The 16016-nt window shown below is 66.1% G+C and carries 18 protein-coding genes and 1 other RNA gene; 11 read left to right on the top strand and 8 right to left on the bottom strand.

Going from position 1 to position 16016, the window contains the following annotated elements; genetic code table 11:
- Positions 1-49 precede the first annotated feature (49 nt).
- From ACWCOP_RS03615 to ACWCOP_RS03625, 3 genes are all read left to right on the top strand, one after another.
- Positions 50-589: a CBS domain-containing protein gene (locus ACWCOP_RS03615; RefSeq protein WP_478249868.1), complete on the top strand. Its 540-nt coding sequence runs from the start codon at positions 50-52 to the stop codon at positions 587-589.
- A 361-nt stretch (positions 590-950) separates the two neighbouring features.
- On the top strand, positions 951-1172 hold the full coding sequence (locus tag ACWCOP_RS03620; protein ID WP_478249869.1) for a hypothetical protein: 222 nt from the start codon (positions 951-953) through the stop codon (positions 1170-1172).
- 135 nt (positions 1173-1307) lie between these two features.
- A complete protein-coding gene (locus tag ACWCOP_RS03625; protein ID WP_478249870.1) occupies positions 1308-2333 on the top strand; it encodes an MvdC/MvdD family ATP grasp protein in 1026 nt (341 codons plus the stop codon).
- Here the strand turns inward: ACWCOP_RS03625 and ACWCOP_RS03630 are convergent.
- From ACWCOP_RS03630 to fumC, 3 genes are all read right to left on the bottom strand, one after another.
- Positions 2323-2547: a ribbon-helix-helix domain-containing protein gene (locus ACWCOP_RS03630; protein WP_478249871.1), complete on the bottom strand. Its 225-nt coding sequence runs from the start codon at positions 2545-2547 to the stop codon at positions 2323-2325. The genes ACWCOP_RS03625 and ACWCOP_RS03630 overlap by 11 nt on opposite strands.
- Positions 2548-2683: 136 nt before the next feature.
- Complete coding sequence (locus ACWCOP_RS03635; protein ID WP_478249872.1) at positions 2684-2875, bottom strand: DUF4169 family protein; 192 nt, start codon at positions 2873-2875, stop codon at positions 2684-2686.
- Positions 2876-3043: 168 nt separating this feature from the next.
- The gene (fumC, locus tag ACWCOP_RS03640) at positions 3044-4435 is read right to left on the bottom strand and encodes a class II fumarate hydratase (protein ID WP_478249873.1); all 1392 of its coding nucleotides are present in this window, start codon (positions 4433-4435) and stop codon (positions 3044-3046) included.
- Positions 4436-4585: 150 nt separating this feature from the next.
- On the opposite strand from fumC, the gene ACWCOP_RS03645 reads away from it, so the two are divergent.
- Positions 4586-4927 (top strand): RusA family crossover junction endodeoxyribonuclease, encoded by a 342-nt coding sequence (locus ACWCOP_RS03645; protein ID WP_478249874.1) that lies wholly within the window; start codon positions 4586-4588, stop codon positions 4925-4927.
- Positions 4924-5931: a zinc transporter ZntB gene (locus tag ACWCOP_RS03650; protein WP_478249875.1), complete on the top strand. Its 1008-nt coding sequence runs from the start codon at positions 4924-4926 to the stop codon at positions 5929-5931. Before ACWCOP_RS03645 ends, ACWCOP_RS03650 begins: the two co-directional genes overlap by 4 nt.
- 33 nt (positions 5932-5964) lie before the next feature.
- Here the strand turns inward: ACWCOP_RS03650 and ACWCOP_RS03655 are convergent, their stop codons facing one another.
- The 3 genes from ACWCOP_RS03655 to ACWCOP_RS03665 are packed head-to-tail and all read right to left on the bottom strand — an operon-like array spanning position 5965 to position 8197.
- On the bottom strand, positions 5965-7179 hold the full coding sequence (locus tag ACWCOP_RS03655) for an MFS transporter (protein ID WP_478249876.1): 1215 nt from the start codon (positions 7177-7179) through the stop codon (positions 5965-5967).
- Between the two features lie 45 nt (positions 7180-7224).
- Positions 7225-7749 (bottom strand): PaaI family thioesterase, encoded by a 525-nt coding sequence (locus tag ACWCOP_RS03660; RefSeq protein ID WP_478249877.1) that lies wholly within the window; start codon positions 7747-7749, stop codon positions 7225-7227.
- A 4-nt stretch (positions 7750-7753) separates the two neighbouring features.
- The gene (locus ACWCOP_RS03665) at positions 7754-8197 is read right to left on the bottom strand and encodes an SspB family protein (RefSeq protein ID WP_478250647.1); all 444 of its coding nucleotides are present in this window, start codon (positions 8195-8197) and stop codon (positions 7754-7756) included.
- Positions 8198-8354: 157 nt separating this feature from the next.
- Between ACWCOP_RS03665 and ACWCOP_RS03670 the strand changes: the two genes are divergently transcribed.
- Positions 8355-9770 carry a cytochrome P450 gene (locus ACWCOP_RS03670; protein ID WP_478249878.1) on the top strand — a complete coding sequence of 472 codons (1416 nt, stop codon included), beginning with the start codon at positions 8355-8357 and terminating at the stop codon, positions 9768-9770.
- Positions 9771-9847: 77 nt separating this feature from the next.
- On the opposite strand, the gene ssrA is transcribed toward ACWCOP_RS03670, so the two are convergent.
- Positions 9848-10206, bottom strand: a transfer-messenger RNA (tmRNA) gene (gene ssrA, locus ACWCOP_RS03675).
- A 23-nt stretch (positions 10207-10229) separates the two neighbouring features.
- Positions 10230-10604, bottom strand: a complete 375-nt coding sequence (locus ACWCOP_RS03680) for a VOC family protein (protein ID WP_478249879.1) — start codon at positions 10602-10604, stop codon at positions 10230-10232.
- Positions 10605-10798: 194 nt separating this feature from the next.
- On the opposite strand from ACWCOP_RS03680, the gene ACWCOP_RS03685 reads away from it, so the two are divergent.
- The 5 genes from ACWCOP_RS03685 (at position 10799) to ACWCOP_RS03705 (ending at position 15990) form a co-directional block, all read left to right on the top strand.
- Positions 10799-11650 (top strand): thymidylate synthase, encoded by an 852-nt coding sequence (locus ACWCOP_RS03685; protein WP_478249880.1) that lies wholly within the window; start codon positions 10799-10801, stop codon positions 11648-11650.
- Positions 11647-12171: a dihydrofolate reductase gene (locus ACWCOP_RS03690; protein WP_478249881.1), complete on the top strand. Its 525-nt coding sequence runs from the start codon at positions 11647-11649 to the stop codon at positions 12169-12171. The genes ACWCOP_RS03685 and ACWCOP_RS03690 overlap by 4 nt, the downstream gene beginning before the upstream one ends.
- A gap of 121 nt (positions 12172-12292) precedes the next feature.
- Entirely contained in the window at positions 12293-13525 is a 1233-nt protein-coding gene (gene hflK, locus ACWCOP_RS03695; protein WP_478249882.1) for an FtsH protease activity modulator HflK, read from the top strand.
- A gap of 3 nt (positions 13526-13528) precedes the next feature.
- Complete coding sequence (hflC, locus tag ACWCOP_RS03700) at positions 13529-14419, top strand: protease modulator HflC (RefSeq protein WP_478249883.1); 891 nt, start codon at positions 13529-13531, stop codon at positions 14417-14419.
- A 167-nt stretch (positions 14420-14586) separates the two neighbouring features.
- Positions 14587-15990: a trypsin-like peptidase domain-containing protein gene (locus ACWCOP_RS03705; RefSeq protein WP_478249884.1), complete on the top strand. Its 1404-nt coding sequence runs from the start codon at positions 14587-14589 to the stop codon at positions 15988-15990.
- The last annotated feature ends 26 nt before the right edge of the window (positions 15991-16016 follow it).

Genomic DNA, 16016 nt, shown 5'->3' on the forward strand with positions numbered 1-16016 from the left:
GGAACGCCGCACTACGTACAGTGCTCAAGGCAATCCTATGAGGCCGCTGATGACCAAACCCGCCCGCGAAGGCTTGAGGCTGCGCGATCGCCCGGAATTTTCCCGCAAGGCGCCGCCCCTGACCATGTCCGCCAACACGCTTGTGAAAGAGGCCGTCGCCGAAATGGCGTCGCGTAATTTCGGCTCTGTCGTCATCGTGGACGGCGACCGAAAGGTGGAGGGGATCGTCACCGAGCGCGACATCCTGCGCCGTCTGGTCAATGAGAACCGCGACGCGGCGACCACCAGGCTGTCGGAAATCATGACCTCGGACGTGCGCTGCGCCAACGCCGACGACGACATGCTGGACTGGCTGCGCATCATGTCCAATGAGCGCTTCCGCCGCCTGCCGGTGGTCGACGAGGACGGGCGCATCGTTCAGGTGCTCACCCAGGGCGATTTCGTCAGCTATACCTGGCCCGACCTGATCAGCCAGGCGAGCGCGCTGGGCAAGGCGACCTTGATGCGCAATCTGCCCATTGTCCTGATCGGCGGCTCGCTGCTGATCTATCCGCTGATTGTGGCGCTCGCCTTCGGCCTCATGGGTTAGGGCGTCAACGCCGGCGTCTCCGGGTGTCGTCGATGGCCGCCGCGCGGATCTGGCGCGCCTAGCTGCGACCAGGCGTTTGTTGATCTCGCAGACGGGCGGGTCTGATCGACTGGCGCCCGATGCGGAGGTGCGGGATCGGCGCGTCTGTGCGGGCCCGCCCGCGTCATGGAGCGCGCAACCGGACCGCGACTAAGTCTGTTCAAAATTCCTCAAACCGGACTTGTGCCGTCTAGTTGCAGTGAGTACTGTTTTCGCTCCCCGTATGAGGGGCGCGCCGCGATCACCGTCGTCAAGGCGGCAAGTGCGAGCGGCTCGGAACTGCGTTTACTGGACTCAAAACCCTGTATCTGGAGATTTCACGATGACAAACACCACCCCTTCCAAGCGCATTATGGCGCGTCAGAAAGCGGTCGCGATTCGTCAATTGGGTGACCAGGAAGTCGACGCCGTGAGCGGCGCCAGCTCCTGGGTGCCCACCGTTCCGGGCGCTGATGTTGAGATTTTCCCGGGGATTTTCGGCGAGCCCTGGACGCCGCCCTCCGACGGCGGAACCGTGAAGACGCTGGGTTACAACGAGCCTTAGGACCTTAGGTCAGGTCGTATCCATTGAGCGCCAATCAGGCCTGCTGGTTGGCGCTCATTTGTTGAAAGCAATGAATTGAGTGTCCTCATCCTCTCAATTGAGCAGGACGCGCATGGAAACGCGGTGCACGCCGCCTTGCGCGATAGACATGTGGATGTGGTGCGGGTGAGCGGCGGCGACTTTCCCGCCAAGGACACGATCTCGATAAAACTTGATGCGGGCCGCCCGGAGCTTCTGATTGAAACGGAAGATCGCGGCGTCGTCGACTTGTCACGCATCGCGACGGTCTGGCGGCGCCGCGGCGAGTATCCGCGCATCGACACCGCGCTTATCCACCCAGAAGACAGAAACTTCGCCCACGCCGAGGCTGCGGCCGGCGCCGACGGCTTGAGAGATTTGAGCGCCCTGCTCACCGGCGCGGTCTGGATCAATCCGAGGCACGCGGCCGCGAGGGCTCAGAACAAGCCCTATCAGCTGGCCCAGGCGATCAGGGCGGGTCTGCGTATCCCCCGGACACTGGTTTCAAACTCGCCGCGCGAGGTGTTGGCCTTTTATCACGAGGCGGAGAACGGCCTGATTTACAAGCCTTTGACGGCGGGGGTGTGGGAGGATGGCGGCGAAGTGCTGGCCTACTTCGTCACTGAGGTGGAGGCGGACCTTATTTCAGACAGCGATGTCGTTCAGGCCACGCCGGGCATTTATCAGGAAAAGATAGAAAAGGCGTTTGAGCTCAGGGTGACCGTCATGGATCGCTTCGTTCACGCCGTGAAAATCGACTCGCAAGCCCTGGCCGCGGCGCAAACCGATTGGCGCCTGCACATTGATCATTTGAAGGTCGAACGCTTTCACTTGCCCGACGCTGTGGAGAACAAGCTTCTAAAATTCATGGGATGCATGGATTTACGCTTTGGCGCCATGGATCTGATTGTTACGCCCGATGGCGATTACGTATTCCTTGAAGTTAATGAAATGGGGCAGTTTCTTTGGATTGAGCAGATGGCGCCGGAGGAAAAACTCCTGGCGCATTTCTGCGCCTATTTATGCTGTCCGGATCGGCCGTATCGCGGCGGGCTTGGCCAGTTCGACGATGTGGCGTTTTCCGATTATGATGGCGAAGATAGTCGCCGGCCCAGGGACCAGCCTGGGCCGATCACGGGGTGAGTTTCTGAAGGCGCTCAAGCGCAAAGACCCGGCAGGCGCTGGACAGCGGCTGGTCGGGCTCGCGCGCCACGCGCTCGGCGTCGATGCGCGCGATGAGCCGGGCCAGCGGCAGCCGGTCTTCGCGCGCCGCCCGGTCGATCACCGCCCAGAATTCCGGCTCCAGCGCCAGCGACGTGGCGTGACCGGCCAGGGTGAGGGAGCGCTTTTCAAGCATGGGCGGCGGTCCATTCAAATGGATTCCCGGCCAAGCCGCGCGTTGCGCGGCGCAGGGCCGGGACCTCGTTCAGTTTATAGCGCCTTACTCTGATAAAGGTCCCGGATCATCGCCTCTTCGGAGCTCGACTGGGAATTCAGTCCTCGCTCGGCGGCTCATCCCGCCTGTGCCCGTCCACCAGTTTCGCAAGCTTGTCCCGCCGGGCCGATTCCAGATCGCGCGCCGCCTTGGGCGTCCCATGAGCGACGCGATTGGTTTGCGCCTGCTTGTCTTTCTCGGCCCGCGCCTTGCGTTTGCGGGCCTGGCGCAGATTGATCGGTTTTGTCATCTCAGATCACCAGCTTTGTCATCCCGGCCAAGCCCGCTTGCGGGCGCCGGGCCGGGACCTCAAGCGGCGCCGGTCCAGGCGCGATTTCACGCACCGCCTAGGGTCCCGGGTCGAAACACGGACGATTGTCCGCGTCCCGCCCGGGATGACAAATGGGGCGCGCTCCGTCTATTTCGGCCCGATCATGTCCTCGGGCCGCACGACCTTGTCGAATTCCTCTTCGGTGACGAAGCCCAGGCGCACCGCCTCTTCGCGCAGTGTGGTGCCGTTTTCGTGGGCGGTCTTGGCGACTTTGGTGGCGTTGTCATAGCCGATCGAGGGCGCCAGCGCGGTGACCAGCATGAGCGAGCGCTCCATGATATCGGCGATGCGCTGTTCGTTGGCGACGATTCCCACGACGCAGTTTTCGGTGAAGGAGCGGCTGGCGTCCGCCAGGAGTTTTGCGCTGGTGAGCACGTTCCAGGCGATCATCGGCTTGAAGACGTTAAGCTGGAACTGGCCCTGGCTGCCGGCGAAGCTGACGGCGGAATTATTGCCCATGACCTGGGCGCAGACCATGGTCATGGCCTCGTTCTGGGTGGGGTTCACCTTGCCCGGCATGATGGAGCTGCCCGGCTCGTTGGCCGGCAGCGAAATCTCGCCGATGCCGCAGCGCGGACCCGAGCCCAGAAGGCGGATATCGTTGGCGATCTTGAACAGCGACACGGCCGCCGAGTTCAGCGCGCCATGGGCTTCCACCATGGCGTCCTTGGTGGCCAGCGCTTCAAACTTGTTCGGCGCGGTGACAAAATTCAGCCGTGTAAGGCTGGCGACTTCCTCGGCGAATTTTTCCGCAAAGCCGATTTTGGCGTTTAGCCCCGTGCCCACCGCGGTGCCGCCCTGGGCCAGCTCATAAAGCGAGGGCAGCGCCTGCTCCACCCGGCGGATGGCGTTGTCGACCATGTGGGCGTAGGCGGAAAACTCCTGGCCCAGGGTCAGCGGCGTCGCGTCCATCAAATGGGTTCGGCCGATCTTGATGATCTTTTTGAAGGCCTGCGCCTTGTCGTTCAGCGCATTGCGAAGGGTCTGCAGGGCGGGGGCCAGATCGTGGACGAAGACTTCGGCGGCCGCGATGTGCATGGCGGTGGGGAAGGTGTCGTTGGACGATTGCGAGCGGTTCACATGGTCGTTGGGGTGGACGGGATCTTTCGAGCCCACCTGGCCGCCCAGCATCTGGATGGCGCGATTACTGATCACCTCGTTGGCGTTCATGTTTGACTGGGTGCCCGACCCGGTCTGCCAGACCACCAGCGGGAAATGATCATCCAGCTTGCCCTCGGCGACTTCCAGGGCGGCGGCCGCGATCGCTTCGCCGATCTTCGGATCCAGATTGTTCTGCGCCATGTTGGCCTTGGCCGCGCAATGCTTGACGATCCCGAGCGCGCGTATGAGCGGCAAAGGCTGGGTCTGGCCGCCGATCTTGAAATTGATCAGAGAGCGCGCGGTCTGGGCGCCCCAAAGCTTGTCGGCGGGGACCTCCAGGGGGCCGAAGGAATCGGTTTCAACGCGCATCTCGGTCATGGGAGTCTCCAGTCTGATACGGCCCGCTCTTGCCTGTCGGCGAGCGCAGGCGGACACTGTGGTGGTCGCGAATCGGGTGTGTAGCACCGGGCGGCCGTGGATCAAGCCGGTCATGATCGGAGTTGATCGCGTGTAACCGGGAGACATGACGTGAAAGCCGTGCAACTTCGAGACTCGCTGCATGTGCGCGTGGACGCGCTCACCAGTCAGAGCACCCAGTTTCGATCCCTGATCGCGGATTTCTTCCGCACCGAATTCACGCGCGTGCGTTCGGCCAGCGGCGTCTACGAGGTCGTGATCGAGATTGAACGCTCGCAGGGCGGGCCGGTCCACGATGTGGACAGCGTGGCCAAAGCCGTGCTCGACGCGCTCTCCGGCGAAGTGTTCGGCGATGAAAGCCAGGTGGTGCGCCTGCATGTGGAGAAGACCACGGGCGAGCGCGATCGGGTGAAGGTGCGCGCCCGTCCCGTCAAGGCGCCCGAGGCGGCGTGACCGTCCTTCCCGACGTCAATCCGGTCGAGGTCTATCGCCTCGATGGCGCAGGCGGCGGTGAAGAGAGCCGCCTTGACGCGGTGCGCGACGAGCTTCTGCCGCCCCATCCGCCCGCCAATCTCGCCCATGGCGAACCCTTCATCTGGGTCCATGTGCGCCGCGAGGACGCCGAATGCCGCCCGATCCTTCAGCAAACCGGGCTGGATGATTTCGTCCTTCAGGCTTTGCTGGCCGAGGAGACCCGCCCGCGCTGCACGGTTCACGGCGACGGCGTGGTGCTCAATCTGCGCGGCGTGAATCTTCTGGAAGGCGCCGAGATCGAGGACATGATCTCGGTGCGCCTCTGGATTGACCGCAAGCGTGTCGTGGGCGTCTGGCTGCGTCCGCTCTATGCGGTGGCCGATCTCATGGCGGCCATTGATCGCGGCGCGGCGCCGTCCACCACGGGCGATCTGGTTTCGCGCCTTGCCCTGCGCCTGGCCGACCGGATGGAGCCGGTGATCGCCGGCGAGCATGAACGGATCGACGAGCTGGAGGACCGGCTGGAGACTGAAAAGGTCGACGATGCGCGCGCCGAACTGGCTGACATCCGCCATGAGGCGATCATCCTGCGCCGGTTCATCGCGCCCCAGCGCGACGCGCTCACCACGCTGGCCATTGAGGATCTGACCTGGCTGGACGACCGGGACCGCTCGCGCATCCGCGAGGCCGCCGACCGCACCACACGCATTCTGGAAGAGCTGGAGGCGGTGCGCGAACGCGCCGCCCTGGTCCACGATCAACTCATGGAAAAGCGCGCCGAGCAGATGAACCGCTACACGCTGCTTTTGTCGGTGGTCGCCGCGATCTTCCTGCCGCTGGGTCTGATCACGGGCTTGCTCGGCATCAATGTCGGCGGCATTCCGGGGTCCGACGACGGCTACGCTTTCTGGGTGGTGTGCGCCCTTCTGGTGGGCATCGGCGTGGTGCAGCTGGCGATCTTCAGATGGATCAAGCTGATCTGAGGGGTGCGTCGATCGTCGAGGCGATTGCATCCCTCACTCCGGCCGCATCTCCCGCCTCAACACCATCATCGCCGCAACCCCGATCACCGGCCCCGCGGCCAGCGGCAGAAACGCGTACCGCCACCCGATCGCTTCGGCCCAGAGCGGCAGGAGCTGGACACTCGCGACTGTGAGGGCGAAGCCCAGCGCGGTCTGCAGGGTCAAAAGCGAGCCTGCGAGGCCGGGCGGCGCCAGCTCGGCGATGGCGGCGGAAAATTGCGCGGAATCCGCGATGACGCTGACGCCGTAGACCAGCAGCAGCGCCGCCAGCACGAGACCCGGCGCGTCCCAGGCTAGCGGGGAGATGAGGGCGCACAGCCCGCTGACCGCCAGCGCAGCGCCGGCGATTTCGGCGCGTCCGAACCGGTCGGCGAGCTTTCCAGCCGCCAGCGCCCCGAACGCGCCCACGGCCACCACGGCGAAGGTGAACAGGCCGATATCGGGGCCAACGCCGAGGTCTCGCGCGGCGCGCCAGGCGGCGATAAAGGCGCCCGTCCAGGCCCAGAAGGCGTAGAGCTCCCACATATGCCCCAGATAGCCGATATTGGCGGCGGCGATGTCGCGGCGTTTAAACGCCGTCAGGATCGCGCCGGGCCGGAACGCGGGGGCGCGGGCGAAGGCGGGGCCGGCTTTGGCGGCGAAGATCAGGCCCGCCGCCAGCACGGCGGCCAGCGCCGATCCCGCGAACGGGGCGCGCCAGTCCAGATCGCCCAGAAGCGGCGCGGCGAGATGGGGCAGCGCCGAGCCCAGCGTCAGCGCGCCCACCAGAAGCCCCACCAGAAAGCCGGCGTCGCCGCGCGCCCAGCTCGCCGCCAGCTTCATGCCCACCGGATAGACCAGCGCCAGCGCCGCACCGGACGCCAGGCGCAAGGTGATCATCACCGCGCCGCCCGGTTCCGTGAGAAGCGCCAGCGCGCTCGCCGCCCCGGCCATTGCGGCGCCGGCGGCGAACACTGCGCATGGGTCGAACCGGTCGGATAGCCCCAGCCAGGCGCTGATCAGGGCGCCGGCGACAAACCCCAGCTGCACCGCGCTGGACAACGCCGCGCTTTCAAAGGCGGTGAGGGGCGTGGTGAGGGCGCGCGCCGCTTCAAGGCCGGGAAGCGCGGCGGCGCCGGCGAACCAGACCGACAGGGCGAGCACCTGGCAAAGCGCGATAACCGCAAGGCTCAAGGGTTTGCCGGCGAAGGGCGGAGCGCTTGAGATCATGGCCTGCGATCCGGGCTGCGACTGTCGCTGTAAACGCCGCGCGGCCTAATCACGGTCAGGCGATGGAGCGCCGGACGCATCTTGCGCTTGCAGGTTCGCGGCGTCGCCGGCGGTTTCAAACGGGCGGATTGCGGTGGTGGCGGTGGCCGTGGCGCACAGCACGCCGTCGGCGTTGTAGAGCGAGCCTTGTGTGAAGCCGACGCTGCGGCCCAGCCGCAGGGTCTCGCCGACACAGCGGCAGCGATCGCTCATGAGCGGGCGTAAAAAGCTGGTCTTCATCTCCAGCGTGGGCACGGCGGCTTTGAGATGGGTGCGGATGAACACCGAAAGGCTCATGGCCTCATCCAGAAACGCCGTGACGATGCCGCCCTGGACTGAACCGTTGGGGTTTCGAAATTCGGGCTTGGCCGTGAACCAGGCTTCCACCCGCCCGGTTTCAGGATCGAGATCGGCCAGTTCATAGCCCAGATGACGGGTGGCTGCGGGCAGGTTTTCCGGCGCGGAGAGAATCGCCATGAGCTTGGCGCGCGCGCCTGTATCCGACACGGTGTCAGGCACGAGATCAGACACGGGGCTAGTCCTTCTTGCGGAAGGATTCCAGGCTCACGACCGTGGCCTCACCTGTTTCGTCGCCTGGGGACGCGTTGCGCGCGCCGGCCTCGCCGGGCGCCGGCTCGACATAGTCAAAATGCAGGCGAAAGCCGACGCTGGGATCGTGGAAGCGGGTGACCGCGCGCCACGGCACGCCGAGATATTTCGGTACGCCGCCGAATTTCAGCGTCACCTCGAAGCCGGACTCCTCCACCTTGAGATCCCAGAACTGGTGCTCGAGCACCACGGTCATCTCTTCTGGATAGGCCTTCATAAGGCCCTCATCGATATCACAGTCGGGATCGGTGGTGCGGAAGCTGAGATAGAAATGGTGGGCGCCGGGCAGGCCGCCGGGACCGGCGGCGCGCTTGATCGCCTGCTTCACCACATCGCGCAGGGCGTCCTGCGCCATGCGGTCGTATCCCATAAGGTCTTTCGCCAAGCGTTCCGCGCCCCGTGCCATGGATTGTTGAGGTGAGAGGGTATCGCCTTAGTCCGGCGCGTCAATCAGCACGCACCGCAGCTGACAGGCGCGGCGAGCACGGGTAGGAGGGGTTGGGGTTCAACGTAAAAGGGCGCCGGCCATGACCAGAACCAAAGAGGGCGCGGGCGCCGCAAGCCGCCCGCCCGAGACGCTGTTTGCGCCGGCGGCCGTGCGCCCCATGGCCGACGGCGCCAGCGCGCTGGAGCGGATGAAAGCCTTGCGCGACAACCCGATTTCAGTGCTGCCCGACGCGGTATACAGGAGCGACCACCACATCGCGCCGCTGGGCTCGCGCTCGGTGCATTACCTCGCCGGACCCGACGCGATTCGCGCGGTGATGCAGGATGATTTTCAGGCCTGGCGAAAATCTCCGCTGATCATGCGCATGCTGCGCCCGATCCTGGGAGACGCCATCCTCACCGCCCATGGCGAGAGCTGGCGGCGCCAGCGCATGACTCTGCAACCGGCTTTGTTCAAAAAGCGCATCGCCCGGTTCGCGCCGCTGATGACGGCCGCCGGGCGCGGCGCCGTCGCGCGCCTCTCCGCCGGGCCGCAGCCGGTGGAGGTGCACGGCGTCATGAACGATTCGACCTTCACCATCATCGAGCAGGCCCTGTTCTCCGACACCGAAGGGTTTGACCGCGCGGCGGTGCGCGGGGCGATCGAACGCCTGCTGGAAGAGATCGGACGGCTGCGCTATTCAGATCTTCTGCCGTTTCCAGAATGGGCGCCGCGCAACATGAGCCCCGGCGGCCGGGCGGCTTTGAAGACGTTTCGCACCGCAGCCATGGCGCAGATCCGGCGGCGGCGAAGCGCGCAGAGAGACGGCGTTCGGGAAGATCGCGCCGGGGATCTGCTCTCGCTGCTCATGGATGTTCGCGACGAAGAAACGAAGGCCGGCCTCTCCGATACCGACATCCGCGACACGCTGATGACGTTTGTGGCAGCCGGTCACGAGACCACGGCGATCGCGCTGACCTGGTCGCTCTACTGCCTGGCCCACGACCAAGAGGCGCAAGGGCGGGTGCGCACTGAGGCGGAGCATGTCTTCTCCGGGGTCGAGGATCCCGGCGCCGCTGAGAGCGCGCAGCTTGTCTTCACCCGCCAGGTGATCGAGGAGGCGCTGCGCCTGTTTCCGCCCGCGCCGGCGCTGGGCCGTCGGGCGGTGCGCGATACGAAGATCGGTGAAACGGCGGTGAAGAAAGGCGATATGGCGCTCTTGGCGTTTTACGCCCTGCATCGAAACCCCGCCTATTGGGACCACCCGGACCGCTTTGATCCCGATCGCTTTAGTCCTGAGCGGCGGCCCGTGGACCGGTATCGCTTCATGGCGTTCGGCGGCGGGCCGAGGGCGTGTGTGGGCTCACAATTTGCGATGATGGAGGCCTCGCTCATCCTGGCCCAGATCGTCGCCGCGCTGGACGTGGATCCGGTGGACGAGATCGTCGAGCCGGTGATGCAGGTCACCCTGCGCCCGCGCGGCGGGCTGCGCCTCGCCTTCACGCCGCGCCGGTAAGGCGGGGCCTGGAGCGGGGCCGGTAAGGCGCGGATGATGGCTGCGGGAGCCGGTCATGCACAAGGATGTAAGGGAAAAGTGGGGGCTTCTGTTGCCAGGCGCCCCCGAACCCCGCCTGACCTTGCTAGAGATCAGGACTTAAGTGCGAGAAACCCGCGCTGCTACGCAGCGAGAGCCATCTCTTCAGCATAGTTGTCGTTGGCAACTACTTGAAACGGGCTGGTAACGAAGCCCATTCGGGCGAAAGCTACGTCTTTAGCCATCCGTCGATCCTATTCGGCCCCTCACAATCCGCCCAACGAACGGGGAAAGGTGATGGTGGAGCCGCCGGGATTCGCACCCGGGTCCGGTCTGGTTATTACACGCGCGTTTATCGCCATAGACCGCCGAAGCGGACACCATGAATATAGGCGATGGCGGGCCCCGGCGAAAGGGGCCCGCGCCTCGCCACCGCAGCCCCTATCCGCCGGTCATCACGAAGGCGTTCAGCTTGTTGCCGTCCGGATCGCGGAAATAGGCGGCGTAGAAATTGTCGCTGCGCGGGCCCGGCGGGCCTTCGTCGGTGGCGCCATTGTCCATCGCCGTCTTGTAGATTTCATCCACATGGGCCGCGTCGCGGGCCAGAAGGGCGACCATCACGCCGTTGCCGACGCTGGCGGGTTCGCCGTCAAAGGGTTTCATCACGCCGATCCCGGCGCCCCCGTCCATAGTCCCCCAGGCGACATAGGTCTCGCCTTCCATCATGCGCGGCGTGTCCAGCAGCGCGGCGATCTTGTCATAAAACGCCGCCGCGCGCGGCAGGTCGTTGGTCCCAAGCGTCACATATCCGATCATGGCTCATCCTCCCGGGTGTTCATTTTATGTTCCAGAATTAACGCCATACCTGCACTGCGGCCGCAAGTTAATTCTGGTCGCTTCAAGCCGGATTCCCCTTATCCACCGCCCGGCGCCGTGTTGCGGCGCCGGGCGGGTTTATCGAATCGTCCGGCGCGCTAGTCTTGGGGCTGTTGCTTTTGAGGATGGCCGCCATGGCGCTCGCTGAAACTTCGCCCCACGCCGGCTCCCCCGGCTCCGGCTCGCCCATCGAGCGCGCCTATCTTGATCTGTTGCACGAGATCATGGAGGCCGGCGAGGACCAGAGCGATCGCACGGGCACGGGTACGCGCGGCGTGTTCGGCCGGCAGATCCGCTGCGATCTCAGCGACGGATTTCCGCTGCTGACCACCAAGAAGGTGCATTTCAAGTCCATCGCGGTGGAGCTTCTCTGGTTCATCAAGGGCATGACCAATGTGCGCTGGCTGCAGGAGCGCGGCGTGAAGATCTGGGATGAGTGGGCCGATGAAAACGGCGAGCTCGGCCCGGTCTACGGCAAGCAATGGCGTCGCTGGGAAGGGCCGGGGGGCGAGGAGATCGACCAGCTCGCTTTGCTGATCGAGCAGATCCGCACGCAGCCCGACAGCCGCCGCCATGTGATCAGCGCCTGGAACCCCGCCGACGTGCCCTCCATGGCGCTGCCGCCCTGCCACACGCTGTTCCAGTTCAAGGTGCTGCGCGGCCGGCTGCACCTGCAGCTTTATCAACGCTCCGCCGACATGTTCCTGGGCGTGCCGTTCAATATCGCCAGCTATGCGCTGCTGCTGGCCATGGTGGCGAAAGTCACAGGCTACGAGCCCGGCGAATACGTCCACACCTTCGGCGACGCCCACATCTATTCAAACCATGTGGATCAGGTGCGCGAGCAGCTCTCGCGGGAGCCCCGCGCGCTGCCGCGCCTGACGCTGAGCCCGGACGTCACTGACCTCTTCGCGTTCGAGTATGAGGACATCACACTTCAGGGCTATGACCCCCATCCGGGGATCAAGGCGCCGGTGGCGGTATGACCCGCCCCCGCCTCGCCATCGTGGTCGCCGTCGCGAAAAACGGCGTGATCGGACGGGACGGGGATCTGCCGTGGCGGATTCCCTCTGATCTGAAGCGTTTCAAGGCGGCGACGCTGGGCAAGCCGGTGATCATGGGGCGCAAGACCTGGGAGAGCCTGCCCAGGAAACCCTTGCCTGGCCGGCCCAATATCATCGTCAGCACCTCCCTGGCGGCGGCGCCGGGCGCGCAGGTGGTCTCCAGCGTCGAGGCGGCGCTGGACGCCGGCGCCGCCGCTGCGGCGGAGTCCGGCGCGGGCGAGGTGTGCCTCATCGGCGGCGCAAGGCTCTACGCCGACATGCTGGACAGCGTGGACCGTATTCACTTGACGGAAGTCGATCTGGAGCCGGAGGGCGACGCGGTGTTTCCCGCCCTCGATCCCGAGGTTTGGCGCGAGATCAGCGCCGAGCGCGTGGCCCCGGGCCCGGACGATGATGCAGGCTTCACCGTGCGCCTTCTTGAGCGGATCAAGGCCTCGAGATAGGCGCTTGGGGTGAGACCGCGCGCCGCGCCGCGTCCGGTTTTACTTGAACCGGAGGGCGCAACCCGCCACATACGAGTTCAAGCGCGATCACGCGATATCCATTGCAGGAGCGGGGAGATATATGCCCTGGAACGATAATTCAGGCGGCGGCGGCCCATGGGGCTCCGGCGGCGGCGACAAGAACAACAACAATCCGTGGGGTCAGGGTCCGCGCCGGCCTGGCGGCGGTCAGGGCGGTCCGGGCAATGAACCCGACCTTGAAGAGCTGATCCGGCGCTTCCAGCGCTGGCTCAAGGGGCTCTCCGGCGGCGGCGGCTCCAATGGTTCGGGCGGCTCCGGCGGCGGCGGCGGCAAGGGCTCCGGCGGCGTGATCGGCGGCGTGGTCCTGGTGGCGGCCGTGGCCTGGCTCGTGTGGCCGGGCAATTTCTACTACATCGTCAGCACCGACCAGGCCGGCGTCGTGCTTCGCTTCGGCGAATATTCGCGCACGGCGAGCCCGGGTCCGCACCCCAAACTGCCGTATCCGATTGAGACCGTGCTTCTGCCCGGCGTGACCACCACCAATGAGGTCGAGGTCGGCGCCGTGGACGCGGAAAGCCTGATGATCACGCAGGACGAAAACATCGTCGACGTGGACTTCGTGGTGCAGTGGCGGGTCGATCTGGGCTATCCTGAAGGGGTGCGCGACTTCCTGTTCAATGTCCGCGACCCTGAAGGCACCGTGAAGGCGGTCGCCGAATCGGCGATGCGTGAAGTGGTCGGCACCACAGAGCTGATCCCGATCATCACCACGGGCCGCGCCGAGCTGGCGACCCGCGCCCGCGGCATCATCCAGGACACGCTCAACAGCTATCAGGCCGGTATCCAGATCCTGGAAGTCCAGCTCAGCGAGTCGTCCGCACCGGCCGCCGTGATCGACGATTTCCGCGACGTGGACCGGGCCCGCCAGGACGCCACCCGCTTCCAGCTGGAAGCCCAGCGCGACGCCAACCAGGTCGTGCCGGAAGCCCGCGGTGAAGCGGCGCGCCTGCTGGAGGAAGCCCGCGGCTATCGCGACCAGGTGGTCGCCCAGGCCGAGGGTGAATCCGCTCGCTTCAACTCGATCTATCAGGAATACGCGCTGGCGCCGGAAGTCACGCGCCGCCGCATGTTCCTGGAGACGATGGAACGGGTGCTGGGACGCTCGGAACTCATCATCCTCGATCAGGGCGGCGACGGCTCGGGCGCCGTGCCCTACCTGCCGCTCGATCAGCTCGGCCGCGCCCGCGGCGAACGCTCTGAGGCTCCCGGCTCCGGCCAGGGCGGCGTCGGCGTACGCTCCAACACGGCCCGTCCCAATCAGGGAGGAAACTAGGTCATGCGTATTATCGCAATCGTCATTGCGGTGCTGGTGATCATCGGCGCCATCGTGGCGACCACCGCCACCTACACCGTGAGCGAGCGCCAGCAGGCTCTCGTCCTGCGCTTCGGCACCGTGACCGCCGTGGTCAACGAGCCGGGCGATGAAGATCCGGGCCTGCACTTCAAGGCCCCCTTCATCGACGACGTGATCTACTTTGAAAAGCGCAACATGGAATTCGACATGCGTCCGGCGGAAATCCTCGCCGCCGACCAGGAGCGCCTGGTCGTGGACGCCTTCCTGCGCTTTCGGATCACCAATCCGCTGCGGGTCTATCAAACCGCCCGCGACGAGCGCGGCCTGCGCGAGCGCCTGCGCCCGCTCATGGACGACTCGCTACGCGGCGTGATCGCGTCGATCAACTCCAACGAGGTGATCTCCGGTCAGCGTTCTTCGCTCATGGACCGCATCGAAGCCGCGGTGGCCGCCCAGGTGGCCAACCAGGATCTTGGTGTGGAAGTGATCGATGTGCGCATCCTGCGCGCCGACCTTCCCCAGCAGGTGACCGAGCAGGTCTTCCAGCGCATGGCCTCCGAGCGCCAGCAGGAAGCTCAGCTTGTGCGTTCGGTGGGTGAAGAGCGCGCTCGCGAGATCCGCGCCGGCGCCCAGCGGGAAGCCACGGTGATCCGGGCCAACGCCCAGGCCGAGGCCGATCGTATCCGCGGTGAGGGCGATGCGCGCCGGAACCGGATCTACGCCGAGGCCTATGGCCAGGACGTGGAGTTCTTCCGGTTCTACCGCTCGATGATCGCCTACGAGAACGCCCTGCGCGACGGCACGCCCATCGTGGTGCCGCCCGACAGCGAGTTCTTCGAGTATTTCCGCTCCGAGAGCGGCGGGCCGAACTAGGCTCGACTCACCCCCTCGCACACCGGAACGGCCGGGCTCTCATGAGCCCGGCCGTTTCGTTTGCGCGCTGCGGCGCCGCGAAGCGCATGCATGCCATGGTGAAGCGGGGCGCGGGCGTGTTAGACACTCATTAATCGTTTGTACCGACTGACCCACCGGAGCCGCCGATGCGCCTGTTCGCCGCCCTTTGCGCCGTCGCCCTTCTGGCCGGCGCCGCGCCGATCTTCACGGCGGGCGCCCAACCCAATGACGGGTTCGCCGACCTCAACGACCGTCTGAGCCCTGCGGTGGTGAACATCGCCACCGCACAGCGCCTCGGCGAAGGCGACGGCATGCCGGTTTTCCCGCCGGGCTCGCCGCTGGAGCGCTTCAACGACCTTCTGGGCGAAGGCCCGCGCATGGCCCGCTCGCTGGGTTCGGGCTTCGTCATCGACGCCGGCGGGCTGGTGGTCACCAACAATCACGTGATCGACGAGGCCGACGAGGTGGAGGTCGTGTTCCAGGACGGGCGCATCCTGCCCGCCGAGGTCATCGGGCGCGATCCCGCCACCGACATCGCCGTGCTGCGCATCGACGCCGGCGCGCCGCTGGCCTTTGTGGAGTGGGGCGATTCCGATGCGTCGCGCGTGGGCGAATGGGTGGTCGCCATCGGCAACCCGTTCGGGCTTGGCGGCTCGCTCACCGCCGGGGTGATCAGCGCCCGCGGCCGGGAGATCGGCGGACGTTACGATGATTATCTGCAGACCGACGTGGCCATCAATCGCGGCAATTCCGGCGGTCCGCTGTTCAACATGGACGGAGAGGTGATCGCGGTGAATACGGCGATCTTTTCGCCCACCGGCGCCAGCGTCGGCATTTCCTTTTCCGTGCCCAGCGCCGTGGCGCGCCCGGTGGTCGACCAGCTTGTGGAGTTCGGCGAAACACGGCGCGGCTGGCTCGGGGTGAACGTGCAGGCGGTCACCGCCGACATGGCCTCCGCCATGGGTCTCGCCGCAGCGCGCGGCGCGGTGATCACCCGCATCGATCCTGACGGCCCCGCGGCAGGCTCAGGGCTGGAGACCGGCGACGTGGTGCTGGCCTTTGACGGCCGCCCCGTGGCCGACGACCGCGCCCTGCCGCGTATCGTCGCCGACACCGCCCCCGGGACCGAGGCCGCGGTGGAAGTGTTCCGCCGGGGCGCGCCGGTGACGCTCACCGTCACGGTGGAGCGTTTGGATGAGGGCGGCGCGGCGCGCGCGCCGGCCAGCGCCGGCGGCGGCGAGCCGGCCGCGCCGGGACCGCAGGCGGGGTCCGGCGCCCTGTTCGGCATGACGCTGGAGCCGCTCACCGAGGCGCTGCGCCGGCGCTTTCGCATCCATCCCGACGCCGAAGGCCTGGTGGTGGTGGAGATCGATCCCGCAAGCGACGCCGCCGGCAAGGTGCGCCCAGGCGACGTGGTCGAGGAGATCGCCTGGACCCGCGTGGAAACGCTGCAGGCGGCCCGCGATCTGGTGGAGCAGGCGGGCGGCGCCCCCATCCTCTTCAGCCTGAACCGCCAGGGCCAGTATGTGCTGGAGACTCTGCGAGGGTAGGGCGGTGGTGCGCTCACGCGTCCTTA

It is taken from the genome of Apolloniradiicaulis salifontis (assembly GCF_053756655.1).

Coding starts and splice junctions, on each gene's coding strand:
- ACWCOP_RS03635 (WP_478249872.1), bottom strand. CDS start 2,875: ATGACAAAACCGATCAATCTGCGCCAGGCCCGCAAACGCAAGGCGCGG.
- ACWCOP_RS03620 (WP_478249869.1), top strand. CDS start 951: ATGACAAACACCACCCCTTCCAAGCGCATTATGGCGCGTCAGAAAGCG.
- ACWCOP_RS03685 (WP_478249880.1), top strand. CDS start 10,799: ATGGCGCTCGCTGAAACTTCGCCCCACGCCGGCTCCCCCGGCTCCGGC.
- fumC (WP_478249873.1), bottom strand. CDS start 4,435: ATGACCGAGATGCGCGTTGAAACCGATTCCTTCGGCCCCCTGGAGGTC.
- hflC (WP_478249883.1), top strand. CDS start 13,529: ATGCGTATTATCGCAATCGTCATTGCGGTGCTGGTGATCATCGGCGCC.
- hflK (WP_478249882.1), top strand. CDS start 12,293: ATGCCCTGGAACGATAATTCAGGCGGCGGCGGCCCATGGGGCTCCGGC.
- ACWCOP_RS03690 (WP_478249881.1), top strand. CDS start 11,647: ATGACCCGCCCCCGCCTCGCCATCGTGGTCGCCGTCGCGAAAAACGGC.
- ACWCOP_RS03670 (WP_478249878.1), top strand. CDS start 8,355: ATGACCAGAACCAAAGAGGGCGCGGGCGCCGCAAGCCGCCCGCCCGAG.
- ACWCOP_RS03705 (WP_478249884.1), top strand. CDS start 14,587: ATGCGCCTGTTCGCCGCCCTTTGCGCCGTCGCCCTTCTGGCCGGCGCC.
- ACWCOP_RS03630 (WP_478249871.1), bottom strand. CDS start 2,547: ATGCTTGAAAAGCGCTCCCTCACCCTGGCCGGTCACGCCACGTCGCTG.
- ACWCOP_RS03615 (WP_478249868.1), top strand. CDS start 50: ATGACCAAACCCGCCCGCGAAGGCTTGAGGCTGCGCGATCGCCCGGAA.
- ACWCOP_RS03680 (WP_478249879.1), bottom strand. CDS start 10,604: ATGATCGGATATGTGACGCTTGGGACCAACGACCTGCCGCGCGCGGCG.
- ACWCOP_RS03655 (WP_478249876.1), bottom strand. CDS start 7,179: ATGATCTCAAGCGCTCCGCCCTTCGCCGGCAAACCCTTGAGCCTTGCG.
- ACWCOP_RS03665 (WP_478250647.1), bottom strand. CDS start 8,197: ATGGGATACGACCGCATGGCGCAGGACGCCCTGCGCGATGTGGTGAAG.